This is a genomic window from Rhodococcus sp. ARC_M6 (assembly GCF_022810305.1).
GTDB lineage: Bacteria > Actinomycetota > Actinomycetes > Mycobacteriales > Mycobacteriaceae > Rhodococcus_F.
Genome location: NZ_JALGQH010000030.1, coordinates 1 through 15928, shown reverse-complemented (window position 1 = coordinate 15928; position 15928 = coordinate 1). Strand labels below are relative to the sequence as shown.

Here is a 15928-nt window from a genome sequence, read left to right as displayed (position 1 = left end):
TCTGCCCTTATAGTGGCTTGTGCTCCGCGTGGGTGCCCTAGTGCCCGTGCTGGGAATTTCAGTTGGGGAAACGGTCCTTCTCTTCCGAGCCGTTCCTGGCCTTCCGTTCTTCCGTAACTCCTTTGTACTCTGTGTCGCCGCTCACAGCAAGTGGCAATTCTTGTTTGTGGGCTTCGGATTTCAGCGTTTTCGGCGCAACAGTGCAAACGTCACAACCCCGGCGGTCAAGGCCCCTATCCCCACTGCCGCCGTAGTTGCGACCGTAGTGTTCGACTGCGCCGACAACCGTGCCCGCAGTGATACCGGATTCGAGAAAGTCAGTATGGGCCAACCGTTTCCGGCCGCGGCCTTACGAAGCGCGCGGTCCGGGTTGACTGCCGTAGGATGTCCGACGGCCTGGAGCATCGGCAAGTCGGTTACGGAATCGGAGTAGGCGTAACTTGAACCGAGGTCGTAGCCGTACCGGTCCGCGAGTCGTTCCATAGCTTCCACCTTGCCGGGGCCGTAGCAGTAGAACTCGACCTCGCCGGTGTAGTGCCCGTCGGTTTCCTTCATGGCCGTCGCCACAGAGTGAGTTGCCCCCAGCGCCCGCGCGATCGGAGCCACGATTTCCTCTCCGGAAGCGGACACCACGATGACGTCGTGCCCTCGCAACTTGTGGTCGGCGATCAGGTCTGCAGCCTCGGCATAGACGAGTGGGTCCACGATGTCGTGCAGAGTTTCTGCGACGATCGATTTCACCTGTTCCACATCCCACCCGGCGCACATTGCGGTGAGGTGTTCGCGCATCCGTTCCATCTGATCGTGATCGGCACCGGAGAGCAGAAACAGAAATTGGGCGTAACTGCTCTTGAGGACGGAGCGTCGGTTGATCAGTCCCTGAGCGAAGAACGGCTTGCTGAAAGCCAGCGTGCTGGATTTGGCGATGACGGTCTTGTCGAGGTCGAAGAAAGCGGCAGTCCGCCCGGTTGTCAGTCCATTCGCAGGCTTGTCGGTCACAGCTACCGAGGATAGTCCGACAGACGGTTCGTATGTGCTTCGAAAGCGTGGGATTCTGCGGCGAAATCTCTGAATCAGTGCTGCTCAGGCTTGCATTTTTCGGATTGCCGCGGTGTAGGGTTAGCGCAGTTCGATTCGTTCGGACGAGTTCAGCCCAACCCCCCGGGGCTGAACTGATGAACGACCCCCGCCTCCCCCCAGGCGGGGGTCGTTCCCTTTTCCGGTCGCGCACCCCGGCGTGTGAGTTATCCACAGTCCGCGAGTTGTCCACAGAGTTCTTCGGGTGTCTGTCGTTTCCGGGCGATCGAGAACAGGCTCTTGCCCATGAACTCGATGGCAGCAGCAGCGGGCCCAGGGCCGACCGGCGCGGATGTCCTGGTGATGGTCGACGATCCGATGATTCTCGCCAGTGTGCGACGCGTGGCTGCCGCGATTGATCAGGCAGTGGACGAAGCGATACATCCGGTCTCGCGGCAGCAATGGAATCGGGCGTCGGCGGTAGTTCTCGACGTGGCGAGTGCCAGAGCTTGTTCGAGTCGCAACCCCAGACGTTCGCGTGTATTTATCGTCAACGAGGGCGAACCCACGATCGACGAGTGGAAGTACGCCACCTCCATCGGGGCTCAGGCCCTGTTCACGTTGCCCGCCGACGAGAATGCGTTGGTCGCCGTGCTGGCCGAGCATTCCGCAAGCCGCGGCGACGGCACAGTCGTGGCAGTTGTCGGCGGTTGTGGTGGAGCAGGGGCTTCCGTGAGTGCCGCCGCTATCGCCTTGACGTCTGCTGCTCGTCACACACCGACATTGCTTGTCGACGTCGACGCCCTCGGAAGCGGCGCGGACGTCTTGCTCGGTATCGATTCTGTTCCGGGGTTGCGTTGGTCGGCGTTGACGGTCGAGGGTGGCCGGTTGTCGCCGGAAGCGCTTCGCGATGCACTTCCCGCGTTGGGAAAGGATCTGCGCGTGCTCGCGTGCAGCAGGCGGGAAGTTCGCGGTCCTACCGTCACGGCTGTGGGGGCGGTGCTCGACGCCGGACGGCGGTCGGGCGGCGTGGTTGTGTGCGACGTTCCGCGCGATCGAAGCCCGGTGGTCGAAGCGATTCTCGAAGCATCGGACTTCGTGGTGATGGTCGTCCCGGCCACGGTGGCGTCATGCGTCGCGGCCGAGAAGGTGGGAGTGTGGGCGGCGGAACATAATTCGAATATCGGGCTGCTGGTGCGGGGTCCGGCTCCAGGAGGTCTCCGCGGGGTCGATGTCGCGAACATGCTCGGATTGCCGTTGATTGCTGTCATGCGTGGGCATCGATCGCTGGCATCGATGCTCGAGCGCGGCGGGTTGGAATTGACGCGTCATTGCCCTTTGAGTGTTGCTGCCGGCGCCGTTCTGGACGCGATTACCTCAGGGGCACGCATCTGGGGCCCCGCAGCATGAGTGGCCTGGTCACGGCGGACTTGCTCGAGCGAGTCCGTGAACGATTGACGGCGTCGACAAGCCTGGAGCCGACAGCGGCTACGGTGGCTGACGCTGTCCGCGCCGAATCCTCAGGGGTGCTGGGTGATACCGACTTGCTGGAGGTGCTGCGAATCCTCCAGACCGAACTGACCGGCGCGGGCCCGCTCGAATCGCTGTTGCACGAACCTGGAGTTGCCGATGTTCTGGTGACCGCGCCGGACGAGGTGTGGGTGGATCGAGGTGTCGGGCTGGAGCGAACCGCGGTGAGATTTGCCGACGAGGCCGCGGTACGACGCCTAGCGCAGCGGTTGGCTTTGTCGGCGGGTAGACGACTCGACGACGCGCAACCGTGGGTCGACGGCCGTCTGCACGGTGTGGGTGACGGTCACTTCGGAGTTCGGTTGCACGCTGTTCTCGCACCTGTTGCGCAGGGCGGGACCTGCTTGTCCTTGCGCGTGCTTCGGCCGGCGACGCAGGGTCTCGACGCACTGTGTGAACGCGGCGCGATCGAACCGGGGGCCCGAATGCTGCTCGATCGAATCATTAGGTGCCGCTTGGCATTTCTGGTGATCGGTGGCACCGGCGCCGGAAAAACTACTTTGCTGTCGGCGGTCCTGGGCGCTGTCGATCCCCGAGAGCGGATCATCTGTGTCGAGGATGCCGCAGAGTTGGCTCCGCCGCATCCCCATGTCGTCCGGTTGGTTGCACGTGCGCCGAATGTGGAGGGTGTCGGGGAGGTGACGGTACGCGATCTCGTACGCCAGGCACTGCGGATGCGACCTGACCGCATCGTGGTCGGAGAAGTTCGTGGAGCCGAGGTCATCGACCTTCTGACAGCCTTGAATACGGGTCATGACGGCGGCGCCGGAACCATCCATGCCAACTCTCCGGAGGAGGTGCCGGCCAGGCTGGAGGCACTGGCAGCGTTGGGTGGGATGGACCGAAATGCGTTGCACAGTCAGCTTGCAGCAGCAGTCCAGGTGATCCTGCACGTTCATCGCAGCGCTGACGGATCCAGGCGACTCGAACAGATCGGCGTAATCGAGCGTGGTGTCGACGGCTTCGTGCGTATCAACGAGGCCTGGCCGACGGTGGGTCCGGGCCGCGATCAACTCGAGCGACTGTTGCGCCTTCGTGATCGAGAGAGCCTCATCCGATGAGCGTGACATTGTTGCTGTGTGCGTTGTCCGTAATGGTTGCGCCGGTGGCGGATTCGCGTACAAGGCTTGATCTCCTTGTTGATCGGTCTACATTCGCATCCCGGAAAGTGCCAGGGGTTCTGCCGGCGGCGGTTCTGGTGATCTTTTTGGGTTGGGTGTTCGGCGGGTTCTCGGCGATAGTGGGCGTCGGGGTGATCTGCGGAACGACCATGCTTCGTGGCCGGCGGAAGAAAGCAACCCGGTCGAGAGACTCGGAACTTTCTGTCCTGCTTGCAGGCTTGGAGATTCTGATCGCGGAGTTGCGGATCGGTGCGCATCCGGCTTCTGCGTGTGCCGTTGCCGGTGAGGAGTGTGCGGGTGAGGTCGGGGAAGTGTTTCGACGGGGTTCTGCCCGGGCTCGATTGGGCGGCTCCGCTGCTGACGCGTTCGGAGTTGTCGGCTCGCTGGTCGAGCGCGAGTTGGCGCGAGTCGGATCAGTATGGTCGGTGGCCGAAGACCACGGGTTGGCTCTCGCCGATCTGCTTGACGCTGTGCGGACGGATATGTTGGGTCGCAGACGCTTTCGCCAGCGCACCGAAGCAGGTTTGGCCGGCGCGAGAGCCACGGCATCGGTCCTTGCGGGACTTCCGCTTCTCGGTATCGGATTGGGTGAACTGATGGGTGCGTCCCCGTTGACTGTGCTCTTCGGGGGAGGTGCCGGCGGAATGATGCTCGTCGCGGGAACCGTGTTTGTTTCCCTGGGTCTGCTGTGGACCGACAAAATCACCGCGAAGGTCAGCTCATGATGTGGCAGGCCGCTCTGATGGTTGGTTGCTCGCTCCTTGTCGTTCCGAATGCCCGCACGTCTTTGTCCCGGACTGCGGAGATCTTTCGTGGGGTCGAGGATGTCGTTCCCGGCTCGCAGATGCACGTCGACAACATCGATCCCCTTGCGGTGGCGGCAAGTTTCGATCTGCTGGCAGCCTGTCTGCGGGGAGGGCTTCCGGTCGCGGAGGCTGTTGCCGCGGTTGCCGTTACGGCTCCGAGCCCGATGGCCGACACGCTCCGCCGGGTGGCAGACCTATTAGCGTTGGGTGCAGATCCGGATGTGGCCTGGAGCGAGGCTGCACTTGATCCCGGCACGGAATCGCTTGCGCGGTTGGCTCGTAGGTCTTCGCGTTCCGGTACGTCGCTCTCGGTCGCGATGACTGAACTCGCAGATCGAAGCAGAGACGAGGCGGAGGATGCCTCAGCAGCATCAGCGGAACGCGCCGGTGTGCTGATCAGCGGGCCGCTCGGGCTGTGCTTTCTGCCTGCCTTTCTCTGCCTCGGCATAGTGCCGGTAGTGATCGGATTGGCAACTTCGGTGCTCGGCGACGGATTGATCTGACGCAGAGCTCAATTCTTCCGCGGCAGAACAGCTGTCGCGGTTTACAGGAGGGGAAAATGATGTCCGAAATGATGGGTAGGTTGTCCGCCCGGTTGACGCTGCTGGTTGCCGATGACGACGGAATGTCCACGGCAGAGTATGCAATCGGGACTATCGCGGCTGCGGCGTTCGGTGCAGTTCTCTACTCAGTGGTCACTGGTGATTCGATTGTCACAGCTCTCACCGGGATCATCGACAAAGCACTCAAGACAGCTGTGTGATGTTGTCCACGAGAAGTATTCGTAGATCCGACGACGGTGCGGTCACAGTCGAGGCTGCGATCGGTCTTGCCTCGATCATCACTGTGGTGGTGCTGTGCATCGGAGCGGTGTTGGCCGTGTCGATGCAAGTTCGGTGCGTGGATGCTGCTCGTGAGGCGGCAAGACTGACCGCGCGTGGTGATCGCGACAATGCGATCACCACGGCGCGTCGTATCGGTCCTTCCGACGCACGAATTTCGGTACAGATCGTTGACGGATTTGTCGTGGCGGTGGTGAGCGCAGACAGCGCGTTGCTACCGATGGTGAACATTTCAGCGGAGGCGGTGGCGTCGGTCGAACCAGGGGTGAGCGGATGAGTATCCGGTCCGACGACGGTGTTGCAACAGTCTTTTCATGCATTGCGTTGGCGGGAATCGTGGTGGCTACCGGCGGGTTCCTGCATGTCGGTTCGGCAGTTGTCGCCCGCCACAGTGCCCAGTCCTCGGCAGACCTTTCGGCGTTGGCCGGCGCGGGAGCGCTCGATCGTGGCGGCGACGCCGGGTGTGAGAAGGCCACTGAAGTTGCCGTGCGGATGCGGACTGTCCTCGCGGAATGTGTGATCGAGGAATGGGATGTTGTTGTCCGGGTGCGGGCGCCGGTGTTGTTGTCGGCCTTCGGCATCGGCGACGCCGAGGCATCCGCTCGGGCCGGGCCGTCCGGGTAGGTGCTCAGTTGATGGTGTCGAGGACCGCCGTCAGAACTCGTATGGCACCGTCTTTGTCGAGTGGGTCGTTTCCGTTGCCGCACTTGGGCGAGTAGACGCACGACGGGCAGCCGTGGGAGCACTCGCAGGAGGTGATCGCGTCGCGGGTGGCGGTGAGCCAGCGGGAGAGCTCACTGTGCCCGCGATCTGCGAATCCCGCGCCGCCGGCATGGCCGTCGTAGACGAAGACGGTAGGCAGGCCGGTGTCGGCGTGTACCGCAGTCGAGACTCCGCCGATATCTCCTCGATCACAGATCGCTACCAACGGCAGAAGTCCGATCGCGGCGTGTTCCGCGGCGTGGAGTGATCCCGGGAACCGTTCCGGGGTAACACCGACGGATTCGAGGAGTTCTGGCGTGATCGTGTACATCACGGCCCGCGTCTGCAAAGTATGTTCGGGCATGTCGAGTTCGATCGAGTCGAGGACTTCGCCGGAGTTCAGGCGACGTAGGTAGCCGACAACTTGATGCGTGACCTCGACCCGTACGAGCGATACGGCGATGTCGCCGTAATTCTTGTGCTCGAGCTGTTCGGTGACGGTGATTTCGGTGGTTTCGCGCGCTGACGTGGTCCAGTCGGGGTTTTCCGCGTGAACGAGGGCAAGCCCGACTTCCAAGTCCAGTTCGTCGACAACGTACGACTCACCTTGGTGGATGTGCACTGCACCCGGATGAACGGTGGCGGGCGCGCGTCCGGCGTCGACAGTTCCGAGCATTCGGCCGGATTGACCGTCGACGATGGCGACTTGGGTGCCGATGCCGCCGCGAATATCGAGGGAGCCGTGTGGGTTGGAATCCGCTGTGACGAACCAGCCGTGTTTGCGTTGCCTGATTTTGCCCTGCTCGGCGAGTGCGGTCAGGACCTCGAGTGCTCCGAAAGCCTCGACCTCGGCTTCTGATAGAGGGAGTTCCATTGCAGCACAGAGAAGCTGAGGTCCGAGAACGTAGGGATTTCCGGGATCTGTGACGGTAGCCTCGACCGGTTTCTCGAGAATCGCGGCGGGGTGGTGAACGAGGTAGGTGTCGAGTGGATCGTCACGGGCGATCAAAACGACCAACGATCCTTCGCCTCGTCTGCCGGACCGGCCTGCTTGTTGCCAGAACGACGCCACGGTTCCCGGAAAGCCGGCTACGACAACGGCGTCGAGACCGGCGATGTCGACGCCGAGTTCGAGGGCGTTGGTGGTCGCGGCTCCCAGCAGCGTGCCGTCCGCGAGAGCTGCTTCGAGTTCTCGGCGATCTTCCGCGAGATATCCGGCGCGGTACGGTGCGACGCGTTCGGCTAGATCGGTGTCGACTTCGGCGAGTAGACGTTTGGTCGCCAGGGCGGTCAGTTCGGCGCCGCGCCTCGAACGAACGAAGGTGAGAGTTCGAGCGCCTTCGATCATCAGGTCTGCCATGATCCGGGCTGCTTCCGCGCCGGCAGGACGACGTACGGGGCTGCCGTTCTCGCCGGTGAGTGCCGGTACGAGTGGCGGTTCCCAGAGTGCGACGGTGCGCGGTCCGTGGGGTGATCCGTCGTCTGTGACTTCGGCGCAGTGAGCGCCGATCAGCCGTGAGGCGGCTACGCCGGGGTCGGCAGTGGTAGCACTGGCCAGGATGAAGGTGGGTTCGGCTCCGTACCGGGCGGCGATGCGGCGCAATCGGCGGAGAATGAGGGCGACATTGGATCCGAAGACGCCACGGTAGGAGTGGCATTCGTCGACAATCACGTATTTCAGATTGCGGAAGAAGTGTGCCCATCGTTGGTGGGTGCGGAGCAGTGAAATATGCAGCATGTCGGGATTGGTGAACAGCCATCGCGAGTTCTCGCGCGCCCAGGTACGAAGTTCCGTCGATGTGTCCCCGTCGTACGCGCTCGGGTTGGTTCCCCGTAGGTCGGCGTCGAAGTCGGTGAGGGACAGCACTGCTCGTAGTTGGTCGCTGCCGAGCGCTTTGGTGGGGGAGAGGTACAGCGCGGTAGCGAGCGGGTCCGACGCCATCGCAGTCAGAACCGGAAGTTGGTATGCCAGTGACTTGCCCGACGCTGTTCCGGTGGCAACGACGACGTGTTTCCCTTGATGGGCAAGGTTGGCAGCTTCGCTCTGATGAGTCCAGGGGGCGGTCACGCTGTGCTCGCGCAACGTTCGTACGACGCTGGGGTGCAACCACTCCGGCCATTCGGCGAACCGTGCGCGGCGGGCAAGTAGCTGCGCCGTGAAGGTCAACGGATCTTCGTTTCCCGTGACACCCGCTACGATGCGGCCGAGAAGCATCTGTCCGTAGGTTTCGCCAGGGGTCCCGCCGGGATCAGGAATTGGGGAGGCTGCGTTCACGTGACTCTCCGGGATCGGCGTTCGGGGTGTCCCGACAGTGCGAAACTGCCGTTACCTGCAGTTTTGATGATACGCATCGGTTCAGGATCGTGTCGGCGTGGGGTGCTGACTGCGACCTGCGGGATTGCCGCCGGCAGACGGTTTTTCTCGTAGCAAATTTTTAACCTATTTCTACTGTTCTGTACGCGCAGAACATGGTTGACTGACAACCGGTCGCAGCTTCTGTGTTCGTAGGCTTGAGAAAGTGCACGCTCGCAGAATCGTTGTTGCGAGCGCGGTGCCTTGCCTTTCCTGCGAGGATTCAAGCTTGGGGGAAACAAAAGTACGGCGGTCGGAACCGGCCCGGTGAATTGATAAGGGCAGTTCATCGAATCCGGTGTTAGAAAGAGAAGGAAAAGCATGGCACAGGGCAATGTGAAGTGGTTCAACGCTGAAAAGGGCTTCGGCTTCATCGCTCCCGAAGACGGTTCCGCAGACGTCTTCGTTCATTACTCCGAGATCCAGGGCAACGGTTTCCGTACCCTCGAGGAGAACCAGCGCGTGGAGTTCGAGGTCGGCCAGGGAACCAAGGGGCCTCAGGCGACCGGCGTTCGCGCAGTCTGATTCTTCCGCTCGTATCTTCGGGCGAATAGTTTTAGGCAGGATCGTCCCCCATCGTTGCGCTGCAAGGTGCGTAGCGGTGGGGGACATTCCTTTTCGTGTTGTTTCCCGCTGTCGGAAGTTGATTCTTCAACTCGCCTGCGAAGCGTCCGTCTATGCCGCAGCGGTCTTCGTGCCCTACGTTGCACTCTGTGAGCCAACTGTCCTTTTTCTCTGCCGAGTCGATTCCTCCGGCCGTGACCGACCTCGCCGGCATGCTGGCCGGACCCGGTCAGGTAGTGACCACCGAGGATCGTGCCCGGATCTCCATCGTCGTGGATCGAGACTGGCGAGCGCAGGCCGTCGCGGAACTCATCGCGCAATGCGGACTGGGCGCGGAGGTGACGCGCAGCGAAGAAGGCAGCCCGCTGGTGCGTACGCAGTCGACGCCGGCATTGCTGCCGCTGTCCGTGCAGTGGACCAAAGGCGCCGTGAAGTCGGTACCGGCTGGTTGGGTCCCGAACTCGCGTCAACTCCGGGTCTGGGCCGTCGCCGCCGGGCGTCTGGAAGAGGACGGTGATCGCTTCGTCTTCGGTCTCGACCCGCATGCCACCAACACCCATGCGCCGTTGGCGCAGGCGTTGATGCGGGTGGGTATAGCGCCCACTCAATTGGGTAATCGGACACCGGGTCCGGGGCTTCGAGTTTCCGGGAAGAAGAGACTGACGAAGCTTGTCGAATACCTCGGGGATGCGCCCCGTCACGTGGACGTCCAGTCAGCTTGGCCACATGTCTGATGGTTCCCATACTGTACTGATCTGCACGAATGTGTTGTGGGTATGTCACTCTGTAAAGGGCGGCACGGGGTATAAATTGCTCCAGACGTCTAGTTCTCAGTACTGCCGACGGCAGTAGATCGTCATTGCCGACGGCAGTGATCGTCCAAAGGAAGGTTCGGGCAGCAGGTGGCTAAAGCGGACAACGGCAGCGGTCAGGGAGCGTCCGGTAACCCTCGTCGCCTCGTGATCGTCGAGTCACCGACCAAGGCGCGCAAAATCGCTCCCTACCTCGGTAAAGATTACGTAGTAGAGGCGTCGGTCGGTCATATTCGTGACCTGCCGCGCGGTGCAGCGGATGTTCCGGCCAAGTACAAGGGCGAGTCCTGGGCCCGCCTCGGCGTCAACGTCGACAACGATTTCGAGCCGCTCTATGTCGTGAGCCCGGAGAAGAAGGGCAAGGTCGCCGAGCTCAAGGCGCTCTTGAAGGACGCCGACGAGCTATTCCTCGCAACTGACCCTGACCGCGAGGGCGAGGCCATTGCCTGGCATCTTCTCGAGACCCTGAAACCCAAGATTCCGGTTCGTCGAATGGTCTTCCACGAGATCACCGAGTCGGCAATTCGTGCCGCCGCCGATGACACCCGCGAGTTGGACACCGACCTCGTCGACGCCCAGGAAACCCGCCGTATCCTCGACCGTCTATACGGTTACGAGGTCAGCCCGGTTCTCTGGAAGAAGGTCATGCCGAAGCTTTCGGCTGGTCGCGTTCAGTCTGTGGCAACCCGTGTCATCGTTCAGCGTGAGCGTGAGCGCATGGCGTTCAAGTCGGCTTCGTACTGGGATATCTCTGCCACGCTCGATGCCGGCGCCGACGCCAGCCCGCGCAGTTTCGGTGCTCGTCTTGTCACTGTCGACGGTTCACGCGTCGCTTCGGGTCGCGATTTCGGACCCGACGGAAAGCTCAAGGGCAGTGCAGTCACCGTGTTGGACGAGGCCGCTGCGCGTCGTCTCGCGGAAGGACTGCAGGGCGTTGACCTGACGGTTTCCTCCGCTGAGGACAAGCCGTACACCCGCAAGCCTTACCCGCCGTTCATGACATCGACGCTGCAGCAGGAAGCCGGACGCAAGCTTCGTTTCACGTCCGAGCGGGCCATGCGTATCGCGCAGCGGTTGTACGAAAACGGCTACATTACCTACATGCGTACCGACTCGACGACGCTGTCGGAGTCTGCGATCACTGCTGCTCGTACGCAGGCCGCGGAACTGTACGGCCCGGAGTACGTCCACCCGACGCCACGGCAGTACACCCGCAAGGTCAAGAACGCGCAGGAAGCGCACGAGGCGATCCGTCCGGCCGGTGACGTTTTCCAGACCCCCGGGCAGTTGCATTCGAAGCTCGATACCGACGAGTTCAAGCTGTACGAACTTATCTGGCAGCGCACGGTCGCTTCGCAGATGGCCGACGCTCGGGGAACAACGCTGACGTTGCGGATCTCGGGTACAGCAGGCACGGGCGAGGACTGCACGTTCTCCGCTTCGGGTCGAACCATCGTGTTCGCGGGCTTCCTCAAGGCTTACGTCGAGAGTGTCGACGAAGAGGCCGGTGGACAGTCCGACGACGCAGAATCCCGACTTCCGGTGCTGGTCAAGGGTCAGGATGTCACGGCAACCAAGCTCGATCCGGACGGTCACAGCACCAATCCGCCGGCGCGATACACCGAAGCCAGCCTCATCAAGACGCTCGAAGAACTCGGCATCGGTCGTCCGTCGACGTACTCGTCGATCATCAAGACAATCCTCGACCGCGGTTACGTCTACAAGCGTGGCAGTGCGTTGGTCCCGGCCTGGGTCGCCTTCGCGGTCATCGGGTTGCTCGAAGCGCACTTCGGCCGTCTGGTCGACTTCGACTTCACCGCCGGCATGGAAGACGACCTCGACGCCATCGCCGGTGGACGAGAACAGCGCGGCAACTGGCTGAGCAGCTTCTACTTCGGCGGCGAGACCGGCGCTGAAGGTTCGGTGGCCCGCGAGGGCGGCTTGAAGAAGATGGTCGGTGTCAATCTCGAAGAGATCGACGCCCGCGAGGTCAACTCCATTCGTTTGTTCGACGACGCGGAGGGCCGTGATGTTCACGTGCGTGTCGGACGTTTCGGTCCGTACCTCGAGCGCATGGTCCAAAATCCGGACGATCCCGAAGGCGATCTGATCTCGCAGCGGGCCAATCTTCCTGATGATCTGCCGCCGGACGAGCTCACTCCCGAGTTCGCGGAAAAGCTGTTCTCGACGCCTCAAGAGGGCCGCAAGCTGGGTGTCGACCCACTGACCGGCCACGAAATCGTCGCGAAGGAGGGCCGTTTCGGTCCTTACGTCACGGAATTGTTGCCTGAGCCGCCAGCTGAACCGGAACCGGACATCGTTCCCGTGCCTGAGCCTGAAGAGATCAGTGCCGGCAGCACTAAGACTGCGGTGAAGAAGGCCGCAGCCAAAAAGGCTCCCGCGAAGAAGGCTGCGAAGAAGGTTGCCGGTCCCAAGCCGCGCACCGGTTCGTTGCTCAAGTCGATGGACCTGGCAACCATCACGCTCGAAGACGCGTTGCGACTCCTCTCGTTGCCGCGCGTTGTCGGTGTCGACCCGGAGTCGAAGGAAGAGATCACCGCGCAGAACGGCCGCTACGGTCCGTATCTGAAGAAGGGCACCGATTCCCGTTCGCTTGCGGACGAGGAGCAGATGTTCACGGTGACGCTCGACGAGGCGCTCAAGATCTACGCCGAGCCGAAGCGTCGTGGACGTCAGGCGTCGGCTACTCCGCCGCTGCGTGAGCTGGGTGTCGACCCGGTGAGCGAGAAGCCGATGGTGATCAAGGACGGCCGCTTCGGTCCGTACGTCACTGACGGCGAGACCAACGCCAGCTTGCGTAAGGACGACGAGGTCGAGTCGATTTCGGATGCTCGCGCGTCTGAATTGCTGGCTGACCGTCGTGCCCGCGGACCGGTGAAGAAGAAGGCTGCTGCCAAGAAGGCTCCGGCCAAGAAGGCCGCTGCCAAGAAGACGGCTGCAAAGAAGGCTCCGGCCAAGAAGGCCGCTGCAAAGAAGGCCCCGGCGAAGAAGGACTGAGCCGGACTCGTCGGTACCGGCGGTTAGGGTTTTTGCATGAGTATTGAGGTGGCCGAACGCGGTGTGTTCGGCCGGCTGGTAGGCCAGCACGACGTCGAGCAGAGTTTGCGAGCCGCCGCGCTGGCCGCCAGGGGCGATTCGACCGGTTCCGATATGAGTCATGCGTGGCTGTTCACGGGCCCGCCAGGGTCCGGGCGTTCCGTTGCGGCGCTCTGCTTCGCCGCAGCTTTGCAATGCACGTCAGATGGCGCACCAGGATGCGGTGAGTGCCATGCGTGTACAACGACGATGGCCGGAACTCACGGTGACGTACGACGGATCGTTCCTGTCGGCTTGAGCATCCCGGTCAAAGAAATGCGCAAGATCGTCAATATCGCGTCTCGCCGGCCAACCACCGGACGCTGGCAGATCATCGTGGTGGAGGATGCAGATCGGTTGACCGAGGGCGCTGCAAATGCGCTTCTGAAGGTTGTCGAAGAGCCACCGGACCGTACTGTCATCCTGCTGTGTGCGCCCACGACGGACCCCGAGGACATGTCGGTCACATTGCGGTCGAGATGTAGGCACATGCCGTTGGTGACTCCTTCTGTCGAGTCGATTGCGCAGGTGTTGGTCGAGCGCGACGGGCTTTCTCCCGAGCAGGCGGCGTTTGCCGCGTCCATCAGCGGTGGACATGTCGGTCGAGCACGGCGTTTGGCTACCGATGACAGTGCCCGCGATGAACGGTCACGGTCATTGCGGCTCGCCTTCGACGCTGCTTCGGCATCTACGGCCTACAAAGCGGCCGAGGCATTGGTCAAGTCGATCGAATCGGAAACCAAGGCGCTCTATGCCGATCTCAAGGAACAAGAGCTCGAGGAACTGAAGGTCTCGCTCGGTGCCGGAGGTACTGGCAAGGGCACCGCCGGTGCTATCCGCGGATCCGCCGGATTGATCAAAGAACTCGAAGATCGACAGAAATCTCGCGATACCCGAGGGCGTCGTGACCTTCTCGATCGGACGCTGATCGACCTTGCCGGCATGTACCGGGACGCGTTGTCTTATTCGCTGGGATCGTCGTCGACGGCCACTCATCCGGATAAGACGACAGAAGCCGCTCAGCTGGCTGCTCGCACTTCGCCCGAAGGGCTGTTGACGTGCATCGAGGCGGTCCTGGCATGTCGTGAGGCGGTCGATTTCAACGTCAAGTTGCAATGGGCACTCGACGCGATGGTTGCCCGTATCGGAGAGGCTTTCCGACCCCCGTTTTCGCGTTCGGGGGGTTGACCAGTTAGACTCGCCCTCGCCGAAAGGCACGCTGCCTTAGCTCAGTCGGTAGAGCATTTCACTCGTAATGAAAAGGTCGAGAGTTCGATTCTCTCAGGCAGCTCGGTCAAGAGCCCCACACCCGTAATCTTGGGTGTGGGGCTCTTGCCGTTTGTACGTACGCAAACGCGCCGACCGGTTTATCCTGATCTTGCGCACGCGCGCCTGAGCAGGGAGAGACCGCGATGTCGGACCAGAATTGGGGATCGGGCCAGCCGCCGCAGTACGGACAGATGCCGCCGATGTCGCCGCAGGGATACCTTCCCCCGCAACCTGCCTATCCCTACGCGTCGTGGATTTCGCGAGTCTGGGCATATTTGCTCGACAACTTCGTCGTGCCGTTACCCGGCGTGATTTTGATGATCGTCGGTGCGGTGATCGCGTTCTCCGGCGCCGAAGTCACTACCTATGACACCTATGACACGTATGAATCGAGCAACATCGACGGCGTGAACGGTGCCGGAATCGCTGTCATGGTGGTCGGCGGCCTGGCAATTCTGCTGATCGAGGTGTGGAATTACGTATTCCGTCAAGGAAATACCGGCCAGACGCTCGGCAAGAAGTGGCTGGGAATCTCGGTGGTCCGCGAATCCGATGGTGTTTCATTGGGGCCGGGGATGGCACTTCTGCGATGGATCATGGTGTCGATCCTCGGCGGGGCGTGTTTCATCAACTACCTGTGGCCGCTCTGGGACGCGAAGAGTCAGTGCTGGCACGACATGGTTGTTCGTTCGGTCGTCATCCGCGTGCGATAGGTACAAGTGTCGGGCTCCTGCTTCTACAGTGGAGCGTATGAATGCCGAGACCTCCGCAGTGCGAGGCTGGCGGGCGCTTTCAGCGCCGGCCGGTGTCGCCGCCGCAGGGGTCTCGGCATTTGCACTTCTGCACCTCCGAGATCCGCACAATGCGGGGAGTTACGGCATTTGTCCTCTGTATGCGGTGACGGGCCTCTGGTGTCCGGCGTGTGGAGGTCTGCGGGCAGTCAACGATCTGACCAACCTCGATATCGGTGCGGCAATGTCGAGCAATGCCCTGATCGTCCCGCTCGTTCTAGTACTGACAGTGGCGTGGGTGCGCTGGGCGGAGCGCAGATGGAGGGGGACGGCCGATCGGATGATCGTCCTCAATCCCGTTGCGACCATCGTCGTGCTCGGAACTCTTGTTGCGTTTACGGTTGTGCGGAACACCCCTTGGGGAAGCTGGCTCGCGCCGGCTTGAACGGAAGATGAGGTCGATATGGCAATGCAGGTCTTTTCGCTGATTGTGCTGCTCGGTGCATTGATCGTTTTGATTCCGACAGCCAGGCGGGTCTTCGGCAAAAAGAAGGACGACGAATAGGCAAGTAGGCACTCGACATCGCTGCACTGAAGGAACATGCTGGCGGTATGGCTGATTCGTTGAAGGCCCGGGTGCGCGAGAAGTTGCTGCGGCAACTCGCAGAGGATGGCCGTCGCCCGATTCGAGAGGCAGAAGGCGACGATTCAAGGTTGCTCGCGGTGACTGACGATCTCGAGGCCCTCGAACAGGCAAAAGAGGGCGATCCGATCGTCGAAGAGTTGGCGCAGAGGTACTGGGTTCCCTGAAGTTTACCGAGCGCAAGCCTGTGAACAGGCGATTTGTTATTTCGATGAACACTCGCGTAACTTATTCCAAGTCAGAGCGACACGGACACCGACTCCCGCCTCACAGCGAGAGACACGAGGTTGGACGAAGTGCCTGACAAAATCTACAAAATCCGAAGCAGTTTCCATCCTGTATGGTTGTGCTTCACCTCCAGTTCACGACGACGATCAGCCCGGTTTGCGCCGGCGCAGAGAATCCGATAAGCTGGAAAAGTTGCCCCAGAGCAGCCGGCCAG

General features: G+C 61.8%; 16 protein-coding genes and 1 tRNA gene. 15 read left to right on the top strand and 2 right to left on the bottom strand.

What is annotated here, in order from left to right:
* Positions 1 to 180: 180 nt before the first annotated feature.
* On the bottom strand, positions 181 to 999 hold the full coding sequence (locus MTX36_RS23850) for an HAD-IB family hydrolase (RefSeq protein ID WP_243622117.1): 819 nt from the start codon (positions 997 to 999) through the stop codon (positions 181 to 183).
* 324 nt (positions 1000 to 1323) lie between these two features.
* Between MTX36_RS23850 and ssd the strand changes: the two genes are divergently transcribed.
* The 7 genes from ssd to MTX36_RS23815 are packed head-to-tail and all read left to right on the top strand — an operon-like array spanning position 1324 to position 5940.
* Complete coding sequence (gene ssd / locus MTX36_RS23845) at positions 1324 to 2427, top strand: septum site-determining protein Ssd (RefSeq protein WP_243622116.1); 1104 nt, start codon at positions 1324 to 1326, stop codon at positions 2425 to 2427.
* Positions 2424 to 3608: a TadA family conjugal transfer-associated ATPase gene (locus tag MTX36_RS23840; protein ID WP_243622115.1), complete on the top strand. Its 1185-nt coding sequence runs from the start codon at positions 2424 to 2426 to the stop codon at positions 3606 to 3608. The genes ssd and MTX36_RS23840 overlap by 4 nt, the downstream gene beginning before the upstream one ends.
* On the top strand, positions 3605 to 4393 hold the full coding sequence (locus MTX36_RS23835; protein ID WP_243622114.1) for a type II secretion system F family protein: 789 nt from the start codon (positions 3605 to 3607) through the stop codon (positions 4391 to 4393). Before MTX36_RS23840 ends, MTX36_RS23835 begins: the two co-directional genes overlap by 4 nt.
* A complete protein-coding gene (locus MTX36_RS23830) occupies positions 4390 to 4977 on the top strand; it encodes a type II secretion system F family protein (RefSeq protein WP_243622113.1) in 588 nt (195 codons plus the stop codon). Before MTX36_RS23835 ends, MTX36_RS23830 begins: the two co-directional genes overlap by 4 nt.
* Before the next feature lie 56 nt (positions 4978 to 5033).
* Positions 5034 to 5237: a DUF4244 domain-containing protein gene (locus tag MTX36_RS23825; protein ID WP_243622112.1), complete on the top strand. Its 204-nt coding sequence runs from the start codon at positions 5034 to 5036 to the stop codon at positions 5235 to 5237.
* A complete protein-coding gene (locus MTX36_RS23820) occupies positions 5237 to 5593 on the top strand; it encodes a TadE family type IV pilus minor pilin (RefSeq protein WP_243622111.1) in 357 nt (118 codons plus the stop codon). The genes MTX36_RS23825 and MTX36_RS23820 overlap by 1 nt, the downstream gene beginning before the upstream one ends.
* Entirely contained in the window at positions 5590 to 5940 is a 351-nt protein-coding gene (locus tag MTX36_RS23815) for an Rv3654c family TadE-like protein (protein WP_243622110.1), read from the top strand. The genes MTX36_RS23820 and MTX36_RS23815 overlap by 4 nt, the downstream gene beginning before the upstream one ends.
* A 4-nt stretch (positions 5941 to 5944) precedes the next feature.
* Here the strand turns inward: MTX36_RS23815 and MTX36_RS23810 are convergent, their stop codons facing one another.
* Positions 5945 to 8233 carry a DEAD/DEAH box helicase gene (locus MTX36_RS23810; RefSeq protein WP_243622162.1) on the bottom strand — a complete coding sequence of 763 codons (2289 nt, stop codon included), beginning with the start codon at positions 8231 to 8233 and terminating at the stop codon, positions 5945 to 5947.
* 459 nt (positions 8234 to 8692) lie between these two features.
* On the opposite strand from MTX36_RS23810, the gene MTX36_RS23805 reads away from it, so the two are divergent.
* The 8 genes from MTX36_RS23805 to MTX36_RS23770 all read left to right on the top strand — a co-directional run bounded on the left by MTX36_RS23805 (position 8693) and on the right by MTX36_RS23770 (position 15653).
* Positions 8693 to 8896 carry a cold-shock protein gene (locus MTX36_RS23805; protein ID WP_243622109.1) on the top strand — a complete coding sequence of 68 codons (204 nt, stop codon included), beginning with the start codon at positions 8693 to 8695 and terminating at the stop codon, positions 8894 to 8896.
* Positions 8897 to 9084: 188 nt separating this feature from the next.
* The gene (locus tag MTX36_RS23800; RefSeq protein WP_243622108.1) at positions 9085 to 9669 is read left to right on the top strand and encodes a hypothetical protein; all 585 of its coding nucleotides are present in this window, start codon (positions 9085 to 9087) and stop codon (positions 9667 to 9669) included.
* A gap of 168 nt (positions 9670 to 9837) precedes the next feature.
* Complete coding sequence (gene topA / locus MTX36_RS23795) at positions 9838 to 12765, top strand: type I DNA topoisomerase (protein WP_243622107.1); 2928 nt, start codon at positions 9838 to 9840, stop codon at positions 12763 to 12765.
* A 36-nt stretch (positions 12766 to 12801) separates the two neighbouring features.
* A complete protein-coding gene (locus MTX36_RS23790) occupies positions 12802 to 14031 on the top strand; it encodes a DNA polymerase III subunit delta' (protein WP_243622106.1) in 1230 nt (409 codons plus the stop codon).
* Positions 14032 to 14061: 30 nt separating this feature from the next.
* A tRNA-Thr gene (locus tag MTX36_RS23785) sits at positions 14062 to 14134 on the top strand.
* A gap of 121 nt (positions 14135 to 14255) precedes the next feature.
* Positions 14256 to 14825: an RDD family protein gene (locus MTX36_RS23780; RefSeq protein ID WP_243622105.1), complete on the top strand. Its 570-nt coding sequence runs from the start codon at positions 14256 to 14258 to the stop codon at positions 14823 to 14825.
* Positions 14826 to 14862: 37 nt separating this feature from the next.
* Positions 14863 to 15288: a DUF2752 domain-containing protein gene (locus tag MTX36_RS23775; protein WP_243622104.1), complete on the top strand. Its 426-nt coding sequence runs from the start codon at positions 14863 to 14865 to the stop codon at positions 15286 to 15288.
* A gap of 167 nt (positions 15289 to 15455) precedes the next feature.
* Positions 15456 to 15653, top strand: coding sequence for a hypothetical protein (locus MTX36_RS23770; RefSeq protein WP_094270944.1), 198 nt, complete (start codon positions 15456 to 15458; stop codon positions 15651 to 15653).
* Positions 15654 to 15928: the final 275 nt, after the last annotated feature.